Annotated in this window: 14 protein-coding genes; 10 read left to right on the top strand and 4 right to left on the bottom strand. The window is 63.5% G+C overall.

Translation table 11 applies throughout. The features are described 5' to 3' along the window. The first annotated feature begins 61 nt into the window (after nt 1–61). The 3 genes from X771_RS143440 to X771_RS143450 are packed head-to-tail and all read left to right on the top strand — an operon-like array spanning nt 62 to nt 2,945. On the top strand, nt 62–1,234 hold the full coding sequence (locus X771_RS143440; RefSeq protein WP_023689340.1) for a glycosyltransferase family 4 protein: 1,173 nt from the start codon (nt 62–64) through the stop codon (nt 1,232–1,234). After that, the gene (locus tag X771_RS143445; RefSeq protein WP_023669298.1) at nt 1,231–2,025 is read left to right on the top strand and encodes a WecB/TagA/CpsF family glycosyltransferase; all 795 of its coding nucleotides are present in this window, start codon (nt 1,231–1,233) and stop codon (nt 2,023–2,025) included. The genes X771_RS143440 and X771_RS143445 overlap by 4 nt, the downstream gene beginning before the upstream one ends. Then, complete coding sequence (locus X771_RS143450; protein WP_023689339.1) at nt 2,022–2,945, top strand: DUF6492 family protein; 924 nt, start codon at nt 2,022–2,024, stop codon at nt 2,943–2,945. Before X771_RS143445 ends, X771_RS143450 begins: the two co-directional genes overlap by 4 nt. Here X771_RS143450 and X771_RS143455 read toward each other — a convergent pair. After that, entirely contained in the window at nt 2,942–4,237 is a 1,296-nt protein-coding gene (locus X771_RS143455) for a lipopolysaccharide biosynthesis protein (RefSeq protein ID WP_023689338.1), read from the bottom strand. The two genes, X771_RS143450 and X771_RS143455, sit on opposite strands and share 4 nt — an antisense overlap. 199 nt (nt 4,238–4,436) lie before the next feature. On the opposite strand from X771_RS143455, the gene X771_RS143460 reads away from it, so the two are divergent. The 4 genes from X771_RS143460 (at nt 4,437) to X771_RS143475 (ending at nt 10,799) form a co-directional block, all read left to right on the top strand. Next, complete coding sequence (locus X771_RS143460) at nt 4,437–6,707, top strand: GumC family protein (RefSeq protein WP_023689337.1); 2,271 nt, start codon at nt 4,437–4,439, stop codon at nt 6,705–6,707. 356 nt (nt 6,708–7,063) lie between these two features. Beyond that, complete coding sequence (folD, locus tag X771_RS143465) at nt 7,064–7,963, top strand: bifunctional methylenetetrahydrofolate dehydrogenase/methenyltetrahydrofolate cyclohydrolase FolD (protein WP_023669302.1); 900 nt, start codon at nt 7,064–7,066, stop codon at nt 7,961–7,963. A 17-nt stretch (nt 7,964–7,980) separates the two neighbouring features. After that, nucleotides 7,981–8,979: a GlxA family transcriptional regulator gene (locus X771_RS143470; protein WP_032891834.1), complete on the top strand. Its 999-nt coding sequence runs from the start codon at nt 7,981–7,983 to the stop codon at nt 8,977–8,979. Nucleotides 8,980–9,128: 149 nt separating this feature from the next. Then, nucleotides 9,129–10,799 carry a VWA domain-containing protein gene (locus X771_RS143475; RefSeq protein WP_023689336.1) on the top strand — a complete coding sequence of 557 codons (1,671 nt, stop codon included), beginning with the start codon at nt 9,129–9,131 and terminating at the stop codon, nt 10,797–10,799. Nucleotides 10,800–10,876: 77 nt separating this feature from the next. On the opposite strand, the gene edd is transcribed toward X771_RS143475, so the two are convergent. The 3 genes from edd to zwf all read right to left on the bottom strand — a co-directional run bounded on the left by edd (nt 10,877) and on the right by zwf (nt 14,932). Then, nucleotides 10,877–12,700 carry a phosphogluconate dehydratase gene (gene edd, locus X771_RS143480; RefSeq protein ID WP_023689335.1) on the bottom strand — a complete coding sequence of 608 codons (1,824 nt, stop codon included), beginning with the start codon at nt 12,698–12,700 and terminating at the stop codon, nt 10,877–10,879. A gap of 64 nt (nt 12,701–12,764) precedes the next feature. After that, complete coding sequence (gene pgl, locus X771_RS143485; protein ID WP_023689334.1) at nt 12,765–13,481, bottom strand: 6-phosphogluconolactonase; 717 nt, start codon at nt 13,479–13,481, stop codon at nt 12,765–12,767. Then, nucleotides 13,463–14,932: a glucose-6-phosphate dehydrogenase gene (gene zwf / locus X771_RS143490; RefSeq protein ID WP_023669307.1), complete on the bottom strand. Its 1,470-nt coding sequence runs from the start codon at nt 14,930–14,932 to the stop codon at nt 13,463–13,465. The genes pgl and zwf overlap by 19 nt, the downstream gene beginning before the upstream one ends. 321 nt (nt 14,933–15,253) lie before the next feature. Between zwf and X771_RS143495 the strand changes: the two genes are divergently transcribed. The 3 genes from X771_RS143495 (at nt 15,254) to X771_RS143505 (ending at nt 18,857) form a co-directional block, all read left to right on the top strand. Then, a complete protein-coding gene (locus tag X771_RS143495; RefSeq protein WP_031202922.1) occupies nt 15,254–16,000 on the top strand; it encodes an SDR family oxidoreductase in 747 nt (248 codons plus the stop codon). A 180-nt stretch (nt 16,001–16,180) separates the two neighbouring features. Then, the gene (locus X771_RS143500; RefSeq protein ID WP_023689333.1) at nt 16,181–17,476 is read left to right on the top strand and encodes a Mur ligase family protein; all 1,296 of its coding nucleotides are present in this window, start codon (nt 16,181–16,183) and stop codon (nt 17,474–17,476) included. Between the two features lie 85 nt (nt 17,477–17,561). Beyond that, complete coding sequence (locus tag X771_RS143505; protein WP_023689332.1) at nt 17,562–18,857, top strand: Mur ligase family protein; 1,296 nt, start codon at nt 17,562–17,564, stop codon at nt 18,855–18,857.

Here is an 18,857-nt window from a genome sequence, read left to right as displayed (position 1 = left end):
TTGCGTGATTTAATCAAGGGTTCACCCAGCTTTGCTAGTGGCTGACGCCTGGATAGGTGAGATGCATCTGCTGTTCGCCACATCGATCGTGCCCGACGGCGCTCTCGCTTCGGGCTATGAGATCGCCAATGCTGCGATCATCGCCGCCTTGCGGCGCGCCGGCGTGCGCGTCACCGTCATCGGCTTCATCTGGCCGGGCAAGGCGCCCAGCGACCCCGAAAACACCATTGTGCTCGGCGCCGTCGACGTGCGCACGGAAAGCGCCTCGGCGCGGCAGAAGCTCGCCTGGCTTGGCAAGGCGGTGCTGTCAGGGCTCACCTTCGCTTCCGTGAAGCTGCGCGCGGTTTCCGACAGCGAAGTCCGTGCCGCGATCGAGCGCGCCGGTCCCTTCGACGGCTATGTCCTGAATTCGGTGCAGTTCGCCGGCGCCTTTGAAAAACTGTTCGCCGACCGTCCCTCGATTTTCGTCGCCCACAATGTCGAACATGGTTCGGCCAAAGAGAATGCGGCAGCAGCAAACAGTCGCTTCCAGCGCCTGCTGTTTGCCCGCGAGGCCAGCCTGCTCAAGACCATGGAGGAGCGGCTCTGCCGCCGGGCTCGCTTCGTCTTCACGCTGGCCGAGGAAGACCGCGCCGCACTCGGCGTTGCCAGCGACGACCGCTCGGCGGTGCTGCCGCTGGTGACCACTGCCACGGCGCCAAAGCCGGTCAAGCCGCGCCGCATCGATTGCGACGCGGCGCTGATCGGCACTTGGACCTGGCAGCCGAACCGCATCGGCCTCGACTGGTTCCTGGAAAAAGTCGTGCCGCATCTTCGCCGGAGCTTTCGCATCAGGGTCGCCGGCAACATGCCGTCGGATATCACCTCTGCCCATCCCGGTGTCGAATTTGTCGGCCGCGTGTCCGACGCCCAGGATTTCGTGCGCGGCGCCGCCGTCATTCCACTGATCAGCACCGCGGGCAGCGGCGTTCAGCTCAAGACCATCGAAACCTTCGAGCTCGGCCTGCCGTCGGTCGCCACCAGCCGTTCGCTGCGCGGCATCGATCATCGCCCGGCAAATTGCTTCGTCACCGACGATCCGGCCGCCTTCGCCGGCGCGCTGGAGGCAGCGGCGGCCGATGTCAAGGATGTCGATGGCAGCGCCTTTCACCGCCGGCAGATCAAGGCACTGGATGCCGCCATCAGGCTCGGCCTGGAAAAGCTCGGGTCGGTGGGGGAGGAGGTGTTTGCATGAACATGCACACCGCCCGCGCCGCCTTCGGGCTCGATACGCTGAAGACGATCCTTGGCATTTCGGTCCTTGCCATCGGCTGGGATGACGCGATCGCGCTGCTCGCTCGTCTGATTGCCGAGCGGCGCTTCACCAAGGTCAGTTTTCTCAACGCTCACAACGCCAACATCGCCTCTACCGATCCGGTCTTTGCCGAGGCGCTCGACGATTTCCTCATCCTGCCTGACGGCGTTGGCGTCGATCTGGCGGCAAAGCTGCTCTACGGCGCGCCGTTCCCGGACAATCTCAACGGCACTGATCTCATTCCGGCCTTTCTGCAGGCATCGGCGAGGCCGCTGACCGTCGGGTTGCTTGGCGCCACCCGCGCCAACGCCGAGGCGGCGTCGGTCAGGCTGGCCGCTCTGGCGGTGCAGCACGAATTCGTCGTCATCCATGACGGCTATTTCTCCCCCGCCGAAGAGCAGGCGATCGTCGATCGCATCGAGGCATTGCGGCCCGACGTGCTGCTTGTGGCCATGGGCGTGCCGCGCCAGGAATTGTGGATCGCCCGTCATATCGATGCCCGCCACTGCACGCTGCCGATCGCCGTCGGCGCGCTGCTCGATTTTCTCTCCGGCACGGTGCCGCGGGCGCCTCTGTGGATGCGCCAGCTGAGGCTCGAATGGTTGTTCCGTCTGTGCATCGAGCCCGGCCGGCTGTGGCGCCGCTACGTCGTCGGCAATCCGGTGTTCCTGCTGCGTGTCGTCAGGCAGAAATTCTCGCGTCGGCCCGAGCCCGCCGGAGAGTTGCGGTGAACAGCCGCGTCGTGCCGAGCCCTGCAGCCGAGACCGGTGCCCTGCCGCAAACGCCGACGGCGGCGGTGGTGACCGCCAGCTATGCGCCGGATTTCGAACGCTGCCGCCTGTTGTGCGAGACCTTCGACCGCCATGTCTCCGGCGTGGCGCATCATTACATTCTGGTCGAGCACCGCGACGTGGCGCTGTTTCGCCAGTTGGAAAACGACCGCCGCAGCATTGTCGACGAGCGCGACCTGCTACCGCGCTGGCTGCGTGTGTTCGACGATCCGATGAGCCTCTTTCGCCGTCGCATCTGGCTCAGTCTCAAGACCCAGCCGCTGCGCGGCTGGCATGTGCAGCAGCTGCGCCGCATCGCCATCGCTGCGCATGCTGGAGAAGACGTGCTGGTCTTCTGCGATTCCGACGTCGCCTTCCTCAAGCCATTCGATCTGAGCGCCTTCTGGCGCGACGGCAAGGTGCGGCTGTTCCGGCGCGACGGCGTGCTGTCGAGCGACGGTCACGACGAGCATCGCATCTGGTCGCGCAATGCGGCCTCGGCGATTGGTATCGATGCATCCGAGGTTTCGAACCACGACTATATTTCGACGCTGATCGCCTGGCGCCGTCAGACCGTGACGGCGATGTGCGCCGAGATCGAGAAGGTGCACGCGCGCGGCTGGGTCGAGGTCATCGCTTCAGTGCGCCGGTTCTCCGAATGCATGATCTATGGCCGCTATGTCGACGATGTGCTGGGGGGCGCCGGCCATTTCCACGGCTCGGAGGAATTCTGCCGCGTGCACTGGACCGGGGAGGCGCTGTCGGATGACGAATTCCGCAGCTTCGTCGCCGCTATGGCACCGGGGCAGGTGGCGATCGGCATGCAATCCTTCATCGGCACCGATATCGGCCGCATCCGCCGCCTGATCGGATTGGCTTAGATTGCCTTGGCGGGCTTGCGCAGCGCCGAATAGGTCAGCAGCGCCGAGGCGAGATAGAGCAGCAGGAAGACGACATTGAGCGATACGACAAGCCTGGGCGTGTCGGCAATCGTGGTCAGCACATAGGTCAACAGCACCGCCTTCAGCCCCGCCAGCAGGCCGAGGTTGAGCGCCCTGAGCGCGGTCTGGCCGCGCGCGAACAGCAGCTCGGCCTGGTATTCGACCAGGTTGCGCAGTCCCGGCACGCCGATTGCCAACGCCACCAAGGGCGCCGCCTCGGCGACATTCCGGCCAAGTGCATTGGGGAAGAAATGCAGCACGATGCCGAGTGCGGCCAGTGCCAATGTCGACACCAGGAACACGCCGGCTTCGATACCGCTCTTGACCCGCAGTCGCGACAACAGCTCCGGCGCCCGCATCATCCTCTGCACCAGCATCATCGAGAAGGTGCGGATCGGGATTGCCGTCAGGTCGACCAGCCGCATGATGATGGCATAGATGCCGGCCAGATGCGGCCCGCCGATCGCCAGCACGAGCAGCTTGTCGAATTCCGACTGCAGGTAGAACAGCACTTCGGCGCCGGCAACATAGATCGAATCGGCAAGCCGCCTGAGATACAGCTCGGTGCGCAGCCTCAGCCGCTGGCGTGGATAATAGAAGCCGAAGGCCAGCAGCAGCGAGGCGGCGTTGGCGCCGATGTAGAACAATGACCAGATCCAGACGCTGTGCTGCCCCGACAGCATGAACAGCACGGCGCCCAGCGCACGGAACGCCGTGGTCACGATCGACAGCACCGCGGCGCGGCCGAATTTGCCGAGCCCGTTGTTGACGATCAGCACCACCTCGACCGGCCGCCACAAAAGCGCTTCGGCAAAGACGATTGCGGCAAAGACGGCCAGAGGCACGGTGCTGGCGAAGAAGATCAGGTAGACGCCCCAGGAGGCCGCCGCCAGCAGTGGTAAGGACACGGCGCCAAGCAAAAGGAAGCCGGCGGTGAAGGTGCCGATCAGATTGGGGCGGATGGTGGCTGTGCGGTAAAGCGCCGAGATGAAGCCGAAAGCGAGGATGCGCGACAGCATGACGCCGGCCGCCGAGGCGGTGGCGAACATGCCGAACTCGGCAATCGACAGCGTGTTGGCAAGTGCGATGAAATAGGCAAGCGAGAACACCAGCCGCCCGCCGGCGCCGCTGATGGCTGAAAGATAGTCGCGAACCAGCCCCCGTCTTTCGGCAAGGAAGGTGCCGATGCGGGCGAGTGTCCGCCTTTGCGGTATGTCGCTGGCCTGCGTCATATCGAGGAAAGCCGTAAGCCGGAAAGCTTAACGTGCGGTTCTGACCCCATTTTACAGATCCCGGCAATGCGTGGCGAAGCGAGAAACTTTCACTTGCAGACTTCGGAAATTAACCTTTTGTTTCCCATGCCTGTTTAGCGTGACTTAACGATTGGCCGACCGCCGCTCCCGCGCCGTCGATAGGTAAAGTTTCGAGACAATGGTCGACAGGGAAAACCGTGAAGACTGGAGGCGCGAGCGCTCCCTCCTGGCGCTCGGCAAAGCTGTGCGCGGCGATGAGGCGGCGGATGCGTCGACGGTCTCGATCGGTGACCGGGTGGATCCGTCATGGCGCGAGGATGCCGCCACGCGTCACCGCATAGCCCGATCGCAACGCGAGGCGCGGTCGAATCCGGCGCCAACGTCACCGCCCGAGCCGCCGCAGTTCCAGGCCGACGGCGAACCCGTTTCGGCCGCCAGCGCGCGTGAGGAGCCTGTTTCCGGCCGGCGTCAGGAGCCTCGCTCCCGCGCGGCCTATGAGCCCCGCTCTTTCCACGAGCAGCGACCGGACCGCGACGACGATGACGGGCAGGAATGGAAACCGCTGATCGATCCGCTCCAGGTCGTCCGCGGCATTAGTCGTTCCAAGTTGCTGATCGTCTCGACGACGATATTGGGGACGGTGCTCGGCGTCGCCGTCGCCGTTTCGACACCGAAGAAATACGAAGCCACCACACAGATGGTCATCGAGCCAGGCGACCTGAAGCTTTCCGACAACGATCTCACCCAACCGGTCGGGCAGCCCGATGCGGCGCTGGCTGTTGTCGAAACCCGCATCAAGATGGTGACATCCGGCAAGGTCCTCGACAAGGTCGTGGCCGATCTCAATCTCGTCGACGATCCGGAATTCAACGGACAGGGCTCTGGCGGCCTTGGCGTCCTGTCGCTCATTCGCTCGATACTGTCGCGCCAGGATGGCCCTGGCGGCGGCGGTGAAGTGCGCCGCCAGGCGCTGGCGGTCGGCAATCTGGCCAAGAGCCTGTCGGTTGAGCGCAGCGGCAAGAGCTTTGTCGTTTCCATCAGCGCCACCACTCAAAGCGCCGACAAATCGGCGGAGATAGCCAATAGGACCAGGGACGTTTTCCAGCAGGAGGCGGCCCAATACCAGTTCGGGATGGCCGGGCGCGCGACGGACCAGCTGACGGCCAAGCTCGATGACCTGCGCAAGAATGTCGAGACAGCGGAGCGCAAGGTCGAGGATTTCAGGGCCACGCATGATCTCGTCGACGCGCAGGGCCATCTGATCAGCGACGACCAGATGCTGAAGCTCAACGAGCAGCTCTCAGTCACCCGGGCCCGTACGCTGGAACTCAATGCCCGGGCCGCGTCGGCGCGTTCGCTGGACGTCAATTCGGTCATCAACGGCACCTTGCCGGAAGAAATCAATTCCAACACGATGAGCGAACTGCGCGCGCAATATGCAGCTTTGAAGCAGGAGGCCGACCGCGCCGCCGTGCGTCTGGGACCGCGTCATCCCGAATACCAGGCGCTCAACGCCCAGCTCGGCGGCTCGCGCGAGCGCATCGCAGGCGAACTGCGCCGCATCGCCTCGTCGCTGCAGGTCGACTTGAAGCGCTCGGTCCAGCTTGAGCAGGATCTCGCTTCCCGCCTGGCTCAGGCAAAGGTCCAGAGCGGCGACGTCAACAGCGATCTGGTCAGCCTGCGCGAACTGGAGCGTGATGCCACGGCCAAACGCTCCGTCTACGAACAGTACCTTCTGCGCGCCAAGGAGACCGGCGAACAGCAAAACATCAACACCACCAACATCAATCTGATGACCCCCGCGCAACCGCCGCTCGAACCCAACGGACCGTCGCGGGCTGTAATAGCGATGGCCGGCCTGCTGCTCGGGCTTGCTTCGGGCATCGGTGTCGGCGCCATGCGCGGCGCCTTTGCCAGCCTGCGCGGCGGTGCCAATTCGCGTTCGCGCGGCACAATGGACGAGCGCCGCCCTCCGGTCGAGGACAAGGTCGATCGCGCGCCGCTGCCTGTGGCGCCGCCACCGGCAGCACCCGCCCGGAGCCCAGGTCTGTTCGACGGACTGTTCTCGGCGATGCGCAAAGCCGCGCCGGGTAGCGGGACGTCAGGCGAACCCGTCGAGACCTACCGCGCCCAACCAGCCGCCGAATATACAAGGCCGGTACAGCAGCCTGTGGGCTATCGCCAGCCGGACTTCCGGAACGAGGTTCCGCACGCCAATTCCCCTGCGCAGCAGCCTGGCTACGCGCAGCCTCGTCAGCCGGCTGACTATGCCTATTCGCAGGCTCAGCCGATGCCCGCGGCGTCCGGGCCGTGGTCTTCTCCGCAGCCCGCTGGGGCGGCGCCGAAAGACCAGCAGGCGCAAATCGACGATATCCGCGCCAGCCTGCGCGAATTTCGCGAAGCGGTGCGCGAACTCACCGAAAGCCGTTCCCACCGCCGCTATTTCTGAGCAATTCCAGGAAAAGTGTGAAACGGTTTTCCCGGGAAAAGCGCGTAGCGCGCTTTCCCTTGGGAATTGCGTCAAAACAAGAAATAGAGCGGTTCAGCCTTTCCGTGAAAGGATGAGTCGCTCTGAGCCCGTCAGCACAGAATAAAAGCTGCCGGTTTCGAGTTTACGGCATGTGACGGCGCTTTGACGGGATTGCTTAGGCCAAATTTCGTGAAAATGCTGCGCAGCATGGCGCCCAAAAAAGCGCTGCCGTCGGGCTTTACCCGAATGGGCGGAACGTTTGGAACAACGACATGCACGAAGCAACGTTCAAGGCGCGCGCCGCGCCTTGGCTGGAATGATGTCGAGGATGGTTCATGGCCGAAGTGATTGACGGAAAGATCGTCGCCGCAGACGTGGTTCAGAAGGTCAAGGCCTTGACCGAGGACCTGGTCGCCAAGGGAAAGGCCCAGCCCGGCTTGGCGGTGGTCATCGTCGGCGAGGATCCGGCAAGCCAGGTCTATGTCGCGTCGAAGTCGCGCACCGCCAAGGAATGCGGCTTTCATTCGCTGCAGCACACGCTGCCGGCCGACACGTCCGAAGCGGCATTGCTGAAGATCATCGGCGAACTCAACGCCGATCCGGCCATCAACGGCATTCTGGTGCAGCTGCCGCTTCCCGCCCATATCGATGCCGGCAAGATCATCCAGGCCATCGCACCGCAAAAGGATGTCGACGGCTTTCATTTCATCAATGTCGGCAAGCTCGGCACCGGCGAACTCGAAACAGCCTTCGTGCCCTGCACGCCGGCCGGCTCCATGCTTTTGATCGAACGCGTGCGCGGCAAGGATCTTTCCGGCCTCAACGCGGTCGTCGTCGGCCGCTCCAACATCGTCGGCAAGCCGATGGCAAATCTGTTGCTTGCCGCCAACTGCACCGTCACCATCGCCCACAGCCGCACCAAGGATCTGCCGGCACTGGCCCGCACAGCCGACATTCTGGTTGCCGCCGTCGGCCGGCCCGAAATGATCAAGGGCGACTGGGTCAAGCCCGGCGCCACCGTGATCGATGTCGGGATCAACCGCATTGCCGCACCCGAGAAGGGCGAAGGCAAAACCCGCCTCGTCGGCGATGTAGCCTATGCCGAAGCGGCCAAGGCCGCCGGCGCCATCACCCCCGTGCCCGGCGGTGTCGGACCGATGACCATTGCCATGCTGATGGCCAATACGTTAGCCTCAGCCTACCTTGCGGCCGGCTTGAAGCGGCCTTCCTTCTGACCCAGAAAGCAGCTTCTTTGCCGAACCTTACTGTACCCTCTGAACGGCCGGTCGTGGATGATCCCGTTCAAGGGGGCCGGCAATTCGCGTTCCTGCTGGTCGACAAGTTTTCGATGTTTTCGCTGGCAGCGGCGATCGATACCTTCCGCTCGGCCAACCGCCTGCTCGGCCGCGATTTCTATGGCTGGACGACGGTCTCGGCCGACGGCGATCCCGTCATGGCCTCCAACGGCCTGCCGCTCAAGATCGACTATGCCGTCGCCGATTTGCCGCCCGTCGATATCCTATTCGTGTCGGTGGGCCTGTCGGTCGAGTTCCCCGGCAAGAGCAAGGTGCTGGCGGCGCTGCGCAGCTGGGGGCGGCGCGGCAATGCGCTCGGCGCGTTGTCGGTCGGCTCTTACCTCCTGGCCGAAGCCGGCCAGCTCGAAGGCTATCGCTGCACCATTCATTGGGAAAACCGGGCCGGCTTCGTCGAGCGCTTTCCCGACATCAACTGCACCGGCAACGTCTTCGAGATCGACCGCAAGCGCTACACCTGCGCCGGTGGCACGACCTCGATCGACCTGATGCTGGAGATCGTGCGTGGCGACTTCGGCTCGAACCTCGCCAACGGCGTTGCCAACCAGTTCCAGCATGAGCGCATCCGCTCCGCCGGCGACCGCCAGCGCGTCGGGCCGGAGCGCGACCTGACCGGCAAGTCGGAGAAGCTAAGGCGCATCGTCGAACTGATGGCCGACCATCTCGACGAGCCGCTATCAGCCGTGCAGCTTGCCAAATCGGCGGGCCTGTCGGTGCGCCAGGTCGAGCGCTTGTTCCTGCGCCATTTGAGCGTCACGCCCGGTCGTTACTACATGCGGCTCAGGCTTGAGCGGGCGCGCGAACTGCTGCGCCAGACCAACATGCCGATCCTCGACGTGGCCATTGCCACCGGCTTTACCTCGCACTCCTATTTCGCGCAGAGCTATCGGCTGCAGTTCGGCCGTCCGCCTTCCGAAGAGCGGCGCACCACGTACTGACGCGGTGCTGAGCCGGCCTCGGAACAGGCCTCGGCCGGCGCCGATCCTGTTACACGGCAACCGTTCGTGACCCGCTCCGGGGCTTGTGCCCGGACGCGCCGTCAAATAGCTTCCGGCGCGGATCAGAGAGCGGTCTCAAGGAGATTTCCATGGCGGGACTTTTGCGGAGCGTCGCTGCGGCGCTGCTCCTTTTGTCGATGACTTCGCTCGGCTTTGCCGCCAACAAGGTCATCATCATACTTGACGCTTCGGGCTCGATGTGGGCCCAGATCGACGGCAAGCCGAAGCTTGAGATCGCGCGCGAATCGCTGAGGACCGTGCTGCAGTCGGTCCCGGGCGACGACGAGATAGGCTTCATGGCCTATGGCCACCGCGAAAAGGGCAGCTGCGACGACATCGAACTGATCGTGCCGCCGCAAGCCGGCTCGGCTAGCGCCATTTCGGCCGCTGCCGACAGCCTGAAATTCCTCGGCAAGACGCCGCTGACCGCAGCCGTCAAGCAGGCGGCCGAAGCCCTGAAATACACCGAGGACAAGGCGACCGTGGTCCTCATCACCGATGGGCTTGAAACCTGCGAAGGTGACCCGTGCGCGCTGGGCAAGGAACTGGAGGCCTCAGGCGTCGATTTCACCGTCGACGTCGTCGGCTTCGGCCTGACCGCTGACGAGGGCAAGCAGATCGCCTGCCTTGCCGACAACACCGGCGGCAAATATATCCAGGCCTCGGACGAGAAGGCGCTGCAGGAAGCACTGGTCGAAACCGTCGCCGCGCCGGCTCCGGCACCTGAACCCGCACCGGCGCCAGCCCCAGCTCCAGCTCCAGCCCCTGAACCGGCAAAGCCCGAATTCAATTTCATCCCGAGCATGGTCATGGCCGAAGGCGGCGATCCGATCACCGACGGCAATGCCTGGGAGGTCTACAAGGCCAAGGCCGATGGCACGCACGGCGAGGCCGTCACCACCCAGTACAACAACTACGAGGCCAATCTCGAGCCGGGCGACTATGTCGTCGTCGCGCGCGCCGACGAAGCTCGGGCGGAACAGAAGGTCAAGATCGAGGCGGGCCAGGTCTACAAGCCGCTCTTCACCTTGAACGCCGGCACCATGCTCATCCATCCGAAGCCAAGCCAGGGCGCCGAGATCAGTGACGAAGCCCATGTCGACTTCGCCTTCCCGGGCGGCAGCACCACCCACTATGGCGACACCAGGATCATCGTGCCGGCTGGTGAGCAGAAGGTGACGGTTGCGATCGGCAGCGGCTCGGTGACCGAGAACATCCAGCTCGCCGCCGGGCAGACTGTGGAAAAAGACATAGTCGTCGGCGTCGGCCATGCCGCCGTCAACGCCTACTACACTGCAGGTGGCGACAAGGCCGACTCCTCGGGCATCAGCGTCCAGATCGTCAAGGCCAAGAAAAAGATCGACGGCTCGCGTGACGATGTCGCTCACTCCTATGGGCCCGACAGCAAGTTCTGGCTGCCGCCGGACGACTATGTCGCGGTCACCTCGCTTGAGCTCGCAACCGTCGAGCAGCCTTTCAGCGTCAAGGTTGGCGACGTCAGGGACGTCAAGGTGACGCTCGATGCCGGCGTGCTGGTGATGTCGGCGCCGGGCGCCTATTCGATCGAGGTGCTGTCGTCGAAGAAGGATATCCAGGGCAACCGCAAAGCGCTCGGCCTGAACTATGGCGACACCTGGCAGCAGACTATCCCAGCCGGCGACTATGTCGTCCTCCGCCACATGTCCGATCAAGGCCATGACAAGGAAATGCCGGTGACGGTCAAGGCCGGCGAACGGAGCGAGATTACGGTTCAGCCGTAATCGTCATCCATCCCTCACCAAAGGGCGGCCTCAAACCGAGCTCGAGCCGCCCTTTTTACAAAATAGGCAATGATGCCTCAAGCCGTGCCGAAAGCACTGGCGCCGTGGTCGGCGCGGCCGACCAACTGGCGGAAACCAGCGAACAGCTCGCGGCCGAAACCGAACTCGTTGCCGATGAGATCGATGTCGGCCGTGCGGCGCAGCGCGAGCTCGGGCCCCGGCACCAGCACTTCCAGCGTGCCGGCATCGGCGTCGAGCCGGATGATGTCGCCGTCATGGATCCTGGCGATCGGCCCTTCCTCGACCGCTTCCGGCGTTACATGGATCGCCGCCGGCACCTTGCCGGAAGCGCCAGACATGCGCCCGTCCGTGACCAGCGCGACGCGCTGGCCACGATCCTGCAGGATGCCGAGCACGGTGGTCAGCTTGTGCAGTTCCGGCATGCCGTTTGCCTTCGGGCCCTGGAAGCGGATGACGGCGATGAAGTCGCCGGTCAGCGTGCCGGCCTTGAAGGCTTCGTTCAGTCCCTGCTGGCTGTCGAACACCTTGGCCGGCGCCTCGATGACGCGGCGTTCCGGCTTCACGGCGGACGTCTTGATGACGGCGTGGCCGAGATTGCCGGCGAGCACCTTCAGGCCACCGGTCGGCTGGAAGGCTTTCTTGAACGGCGCCAGCACCTTCTCGTCGCCGCTCTGCAGCGGCGAGGCTTCACGCACGACGCCGCCATCTTCGCCGAGCCGGGCCTCGACCGCATAGGGCCTCAGGCCTTCGCCCCATACCGTCTGCACATCCTCATGCAGGATGCCTTCGTCGAGCAATTCGCGGATCAGGAAGCCAAGCCCGCCGGCGGCGTGGAAATGGTTCACGTCGGCAAGCCCGTTCGGATAGACGCGCGCGAGAAGCGGCACCGCTTCCGACAGGTCGGAAATGTCCTGCCAGGTAAGCGTGATGCCGGCCGCCGCGGCCATGGCGATGAGATGGATGGTGTGGTTGGTAGAGCCGCCGGTGGCGTGCAGGCCGACGACGCCATTGACGAAAGAGCGCTCGTCGATCATGCGGCCTACCGGCGTGTAGGCGTTGCCGAGCGCGGTGATCGCCAGGGCTCGCCTGGTCGCCTCGCGCGTCAGCGCGTCGCGCAGCGGCGTGCCTGGATTGACGAAGGACGCGCCGGGCGTATGCAGGCCCATGATCTCCATCAGCATCTGGTTGGAATTGGCGGTGCCATAGAAGGTGCAGGTGCCCGGCCCGTGATAGGATTTGGACTCCGCTTCGAGCAGTTCTGCGCGTCCGGCCTTGCCCTCGGCATAGAGCTGGCGAACCTTGGCCTTCTCGTCATTGGGCAGGCCCGTCGTCATCGGCCCGGCCGGCACGAACACCGCCGGCAGATGGCCGAAGGTGAGGGCTGCAATCACCAGCCCCGGCACGATCTTGTCGCAGACGCCGAGATAGACGGCGGCGTCGAACATGTTGTGCGACAGGCCGATCGCCGCCGACATGGCGATGACGTCGCGCGAAAACAGCGACAGCTCCATGCCGGGCTGTCCCTGGGTCACGCCGTCGCACATGGCGGGCACGCCGCCGGCCACTTGCGCGATGCCGCCAACTTCCTTCGCGGCTTCCTTGATCAGCGCCGGGAAGGTTTCGAAGGGCTGATGCGCCGACAGCATGTCATTGTAGGAGGTGATGATGCCGAGGTTCGGCACCTTGTCGGCGCCGAGCGCCAGCTTTTCAGACGGGCTGCAGACGGCAAAGCCATGCGCGAGGTTGCCGCAAGACAGGACGCTGCGGTTGGCGGTGCGGCTGGAGGCCTCGGCGATGCGGCCGAGATAGCGCTCGCGGCCGGCTTTCGAGCGTTGGCGGATGCGTTCCGTGATGGCTTCGATGTCGCGTCTGGCTGTCATGGTCGGTCCTTTCGAGCCCCGGAAGAACGTCCTCCACCGTCTGCCGGGACTGCTTTGCGTGAAATCAGGGTGCCCAGAACACCTCTACCGAGGTGGGTGCCGCTTCGAGCACTTTGCGGATGGGCTTTTTCGCACCCGGTCCCATCGCACCGTCGAAGGCGGTGCGCTTGTCCTCGCCTTCTATATGCAGCGCGATGAAGCCGGCGTCGACGATCCGCGCCAGCGGCAGCGTCAACCGGGGTTCGCCGGCGCTTGCCGCGTGAACCGGCAGCACGATCCTTGATGAGGCCGGGTCGAGCAAATCGCCGAGATTCTCGGCGTCGGGAAAGAACGAGGCGGTGTGGCCGTCGCCGCCCATGCCGAGCACGACGACATCGAGGGGCCAGGGCAGAGCCTTCAGCGCCGCATCGTCGGCCGCCGCGGCGGTCTCGATGCTTGCCGCCTCATGGTAGAGCGGCACGAAGTGCGCGGCAGCCGCCTTGTTCTGCAGCAGGTTGGCCGCGACCAGCCCCGCATTCGAGCGCGGCGAGGAGGCCGGCACGAACCGTTCGTCGACCAGCGTCACCGTCACCTTGTTCCAGGCGATCGGAATGGCCGAAAGTGCTGCAAAGAACTTTGCCGGCGTGGTGCCGCCGGAAACGGCAAGCAGGGCCGTGCCGCGCTCGTCGATGGCCTTGGTCAGGCGCGCCGCGACATTGCCGGCAAGGGCTGCCGCCAGGTCCTGGCGCCCGGCAAAGCCGTTCCAGTTATAGACGGGCTCGCTCAATTGCTTTCGTGCCATGTCCGCCCGTCGCGTTCGATCAGCGCAATCGAGGCCGAGGGACCCCATGTGCCGGCCGTATAGCCTTGCGCCTCCTGCCTGGCGCTTTCCCAGGCGTTCTGGATCGGGTCGATCCACTTCCATGCCGCCTCGACCTCGTCGCGGCGCATGAACAGCGTCTGGTTGCCGCGGATAACATCCATGATCAGCCGTTCATAGGCGTCCGGCGCGCGACCGTCGAAAGATGTTGCAAAGCTCATGTCGAGCGGAATCTGGCGCAGCCGCATGCCGCCCGGGCCTGGATCCTTGATCATGATGAACTGCTTGACGCCTTCGTCGGGCTGCAGCCGGATCACCAGTTGGTTGGCTGAGATCGGCCCGGCGCTGTCGCCGAAGATCGAATGCGGGATCGGCTTGAACTCGATGACGATTTCCGAAACGCGGGTCGCCAGCCTTTTGCCGGTCCGGAGATAGAACGGCACGCCGGCCCAGCGCCAATTGCCGATCTCGGCCTTGATGGCGACGAAGGTCTCGGTGGAGCTGTCTTTGCCGAGTTCCTCGACATAGCCTTTCACCGCGCCGCCTGCAGAGGCGCCGGCGCGGTACTGCCCGCGCACGGTGTGCTTGGGTGCCTCATTGCCGTTGATGCGCTTCAGCGCCCGCAGCACCTTCAGCTTCTCGTCGCGCACGGCATCGGCATCCATCGACGATGGCGCCTCCATGGCAACCAAGCAGAGCAGCTGCAGCATGTGGTTCTGCACCATGTCGCGCAGCGCGCCGGCCTTGTCGTAGTAGGTGACGCGGTCTTCAAGACCGACGGTCTCGGCCACCGTGATCTGCACATGGTCGATATGGGCAGAATTCCAAAGCGGCTCATAGAGCGCGTTGGCAAAGCGCAACGCCATCAGGTTCTGCACCGTCTCCTTTCCGAGATAGTGGTCGATGCGGAAGATCTGGCTTTCGTGGAAGTCGTCTCCAACCACGTCGTTGAGCTTGCGCGCCGAATCGAGGTCGCGGCCGATCGGCTTCTCCAGCACGATGCGTGAATTCGGCGTGATGAGATTGTGGGCTTTCAGCTGGTGCGAGATGTCGCCGAACAGCGCCGGCGCCACCGCCAGATAGAAAGCGCGGATGCGGTCGCTTTCGCCGATCGCCTTTTTCAGCTTGTCGAAGCCGGCACCGGTCGTCGCGTCGGCCGATACGTAGGACAGCCGGGCAAGAAATGTCTTGAGTTCCTCGGCGTCGATGTCGGCCGGCTTAACATGCTGGGAAATCGCCTGCTTGGCGAAAGCCTGGAATTCCTCGTCGCTCATCTTGGAGCGCGAGGTGCCGATGATGCGGGTCGGCTCGGAAAACTGGTGGTCGCGCTGGCGGTGGTAGAGCGAGGGCAGCAGCTTGCGTTCCGACAGGTCGCCGGTGCCACCGAAAATGATGAAGTCGAAAGGCTCGACGGGAATGATCTGGCTGGTCATGGTCTGTCCGCTTTGACGCCGCTCGCTGTGACGCGGCAGGATATAATCTAATCGATTTAAACTATCCAGTGCCATGGTGTCACATCGAGGCCAAATCACTGCATATTGATTCGCTCCAAATGTGCCTTGACACTGGCTGCCACCCGGAGGCTTTTCGTCAAGCGATGGTCCCGGGGCTTTCGCGCCTGCAACATAAAGCGGGAATGTGACGAAAGCTAATGCGTGTCGCCCAGAAGTGCGAAGCGGTTCTGGGAGACAGACACGCATCAAAGAAAAAGGAAAATGCGCTTGCGAGGTGGGTCTTCAATGAGCGGAAAAAGCATGCGTCTGGAAAACAAGGTTGCCGTCATCACGGGTGCTGCGTCAGGTTTCGGCGAAGGCATGGCCAGGCGCTTTGCCGAAGAGGGCGCCAAGGTCGTCGTCGCCGACCTCAACGCCAAGGGCGCGGAGCGCGTTGCAGCAGAGATCGGCCAGGCCGCGATCTGGACCCAGACCGACGTTTCGCAGCGTTCCGAATTCGACGAGATGGTCCATGCCGCAAAAAGCGCCTTCGGCCGCATCGATATCATGGTCAACAATGCCGGCTACACCCACCGCAATGGCGACATGCTCGACGTCGACGAGGCGACCTTCGACCTGATCACTTCAGTCAACATGAAGGCGATCTATCACGCCGCACTTGCCGTGGTGCCGATCATGGAGCGGCAGGGCGGCGGCGTCATCCTGACCACGGCTTCGACCGCCGGTCTGCGGCCGCGGCCGGGGCTCACCTGGTACAATGCCTCGAAGGGCTGGGCGATCACCGCGACCAAGTCGATGGCGGTCGAACTCGCGCCCAAGAACATCCGCGTGAACTGCCTTTGCCCGGTCGCCGGCGAGACCGGCATGCTGGAGAAATTCATGGGCACTGACACGCCGGAGATCCGCGAGAAATTCCGTGCCTCGATACCGCTCGGCCGTCTGTCGACGCCGCTCGATATCGCCAACGCTGCGCTTTGGCTTGCGTCGGACGAAGCCGCCTTCATCACCGGTGTGGCGCTGGAGGTCGACGGCGGCCGCTGCATTTGAGCAATTCGGGAAGTACCTCGCTGTTCGCAATGCACGGCAGACAGAGCAATGTCGGCAAGAGTTCGCATCGATGCGCCGGCCGGCCGAGGAACGAACAGTTGACGTCGTCACGCCGGACCCCAGTTTGACTTCTCGATCACCCGAAAGGCATAACGGGATCGTGGATAGTGTTGGCGGGTGATGAAGATCAGGCAGCAGAAAAGTCGCTATGATCTGGGATGGCGGCTGCGGCTTTACCTGGCCACCCGTGCGCGGGCGCGAAGCAAGGCAATTTTCATCGGCATTACCGGAAGCTCCGGCAAGACCACGGCGGGAAGCCTGCTTGGACACATCCTGGCCGGTCATGGTTCGGTCCATACACAGGTTCTGGCCAACACGATGAAACTGTTGGTCTCGACGCTATCCAGGCGAATGGGAAAGGGCGGCAAAACCGACTACGTCGTCTTCGAGGCTGCTGCATTCGGCCCGGATACAATGAAGCCCATGGCCGAATTGCTTCGCCCCGACGTGGCTGTTGTCACAATGGTCCGGCTGGAGCATCGGGCCAGTTTCAAGACTGTGGAAAACGTCGCTCGAGAAAAGAGCGCCCTGGTCGCGGCGCTGGAGCCGGGCGGCTTCGCGATGCTCAATGCCGATGACCCTCTTGTGATGGGCATGGCCTCGGCGAGCTATTGCCGTTCCGTCACATTCGGCACATCGGAGCAGGCGGATTATCGCGTCAGCGATATCGAGGCAGCCTATCCCAAGCCGTTGCGGTTCTCGCTCCACTGGCGCGGCGGTGTGCTCGATATCGAGACGTCGTTCCCCGGCCAGCATTTCTGGCTGCCGACGTCAGCGGCGGTTGCATCCGCTCTTGAGCTGGGCGTGCCTGCGCAGATGGTCAAGGACAGAACCGCGACGTTCCAGCCTCTGGAAAATCGCGGCCAGGTGCTCGTCCCCGCGGGCGGCCCCCACTTCATCGTGGATGCCGCAAAGGCGCCCTGGCATTCGCTGAGCCTTGCCTTCGACATGGTAGCCGGATCGACATTCGGGCGAAAACGTATCGTTCTTGGCCAGCTATCGGATTTTTCCGGCTCGAATAACAGATATGCCCAAGCCTACAGCAGCGCGCGCGAGATTGCAGACCAGGTGATTTATGCCGGCGATCATGCCCATCGCTCCAAGGCGAACCAGGCAGATCGCGACAGCGGCCGCTTCATCGAATTGCGCACGGCCAGGGAAGTGTCGGACTACATCGCCCAAACCGCGCAGCCTGACGAGTTGATCCTGCTCAAGAGCTCGTCCAATCTGCACCTCGAGCGTGTCGCTCTTGCCTGGACTCACGACGTCCAGTGCTGGGTTTCGGTATGCGGCAAGACCGAGGGATGCGAGCAATGCGGCCTCTATGAAGTGCCGTTTGAGCAGCACCGTGAGTTTGTGGCGCAGAGAAAATCGAAGCGCCGCAAGCACAGACTGCTGCGGCTCCTCGGCCGCTAGAATCTTTGGCTGAAGCACGCCAGCGCCCGTTTGACTCTGGAACTTGGCACGACGCATATTAGGCTGGGCTAAAAGCTGGCGGGGTGTGAAACTGGAATTGCTGAAAATTCGCAAGGACTTGGGCTGGGCGCTGCGACGGCTGCAGGCGCGCTGGGTGCGGGCGCGTAACAAAGCGACGTTCATCGGCATTACCGGCAGCTCCGGCAAATCCACATCCACCAGCCTGCTTGCACACATACTGGCCGCCCAAGGCAAGGTGCATCTACAGGCCCAGGCCAATACAATGCCTGCGCTCATCCGAACGCTTTACAAGCGCCTGAGGAAGGCCGGCAAAGTCGATTACGTCGTTTTCGAAGCCGGCGCTTCCGACTTCGGCACGATCAGCGCCATGGCGCAGATGCTGAAGCCGAGTGTGGCGGTGGTTACGATGATCCGTCTGGAGCATTTCGGCAAGTTCAAGACTCTGGAAGCTGTGGCGGGAGAGAAGCGGGCGCTGGTCGGGGCACTCCAACCTGATGGACTTGCGGTTCTCAATTGCGATGACCCACTGGTGATCGGCATGGCGTCTGGCGCGAAATGCCGGATTGCGACCTTCGGCCAGTCCGGCGAGGCAGACTACCGCGTGAGTGACGTGCATGCCGCGTATCCGGAATTGCTGCGGTTCACCCTTCATTGGCGCGGTGGCAGCCTGAATATTCAAGCGCCTTTTCCCGGCGAGCAATTCTGGCTGCCGACTGCAGCGGCCATGGCCGCCGCCTTGGAACTTGGCGTCCCGCCAGAGCAAGTCGTAGCAAGAACGGCATCGTTTGCACCACTGCCCAACCGCTCTACGGTGCAAGAGGTATCCGCGGGTCCGAAATTCCTGGTCGATACGGCCAAAGCGCCCTGGCATTCGCTCAACATTGCTCTGGAGATGATTGCAAAGGCCAAGGCCGCTCGCAAGCGCATTGTGCTTGGGCAGATATCCGACTACGCCGGCTCGTCGAGGAAATACGGCGCCGCCTACAACATCGCGCGCGAAATCGCCGATGAGGTCATTTATACCGGCGACAATGCGCATCGCTCGCGCGCCAGCCAGGCCGACCGCGACAGCGGCCGTTTCATTGAGCTTCGCACTGCCAAGGAAGTTTCGGATCATATCAAACGGACGGCAGTCCCAGGAGAACTGATTCTGCTGAAAAGTTCGTCCAACCTTCATCTGGAAAGGATCGCGCTCGCCTGGACACACGACGTCAAATGCTGGGTCCCGATATGCCGCAAGTCGGAAAGCTGCCAAATGTGCGGCCTCTATGAGGTGCCGTTCGAGGAACACCGGGATTTCCTGGCGAAGCGCAAACTTGCTCGCAGGAGACACCGTTTCAGGTGGTTGCTCGGCGGCTGA

The sequence above is a fragment of the Mesorhizobium sp. LSJC269B00 genome, assembly GCF_000502815.1.
Lineage (GTDB): Bacteria > Pseudomonadota > Alphaproteobacteria > Rhizobiales > Rhizobiaceae > Mesorhizobium.
This window is presented reverse-complemented; position numbering and strand designations above follow the sequence as displayed.

What these genes read in the sequence shown, in the direction of transcription:
- edd (WP_023689335.1), bottom strand. Translation starts at nt 12,700, where the DNA reads ATGACAGCCAGACGCGACATCGAAGCCATCACGGAACGCATCCGCCAA.
- pgl (WP_023689334.1), bottom strand. Translation starts at nt 13,481, where the DNA reads ATGGCACGAAAGCAATTGAGCGAGCCCGTCTATAACTGGAACGGCTTT.
- X771_RS143475 (WP_023689336.1), top strand. Translation starts at nt 9,129, where the DNA reads ATGGCGGGACTTTTGCGGAGCGTCGCTGCGGCGCTGCTCCTTTTGTCG.
- folD (WP_023669302.1), top strand. Translation starts at nt 7,064, where the DNA reads ATGGCCGAAGTGATTGACGGAAAGATCGTCGCCGCAGACGTGGTTCAG.
- X771_RS143500 (WP_023689333.1), top strand. Translation starts at nt 16,181, where the DNA reads ATGAAGATCAGGCAGCAGAAAAGTCGCTATGATCTGGGATGGCGGCTG.
- zwf (WP_023669307.1), bottom strand. Translation starts at nt 14,932, where the DNA reads ATGACCAGCCAGATCATTCCCGTCGAGCCTTTCGACTTCATCATTTTC.
- X771_RS143495 (WP_031202922.1), top strand. Translation starts at nt 15,254, where the DNA reads ATGCGTCTGGAAAACAAGGTTGCCGTCATCACGGGTGCTGCGTCAGGT.
- X771_RS143460 (WP_023689337.1), top strand. Translation starts at nt 4,437, where the DNA reads ATGGTCGACAGGGAAAACCGTGAAGACTGGAGGCGCGAGCGCTCCCTC.
- X771_RS143455 (WP_023689338.1), bottom strand. Translation starts at nt 4,237, where the DNA reads ATGACGCAGGCCAGCGACATACCGCAAAGGCGGACACTCGCCCGCATC.
- X771_RS143445 (WP_023669298.1), top strand. Translation starts at nt 1,231, where the DNA reads ATGAACATGCACACCGCCCGCGCCGCCTTCGGGCTCGATACGCTGAAG.
- X771_RS143440 (WP_023689340.1), top strand. Translation starts at nt 62, where the DNA reads ATGCATCTGCTGTTCGCCACATCGATCGTGCCCGACGGCGCTCTCGCT.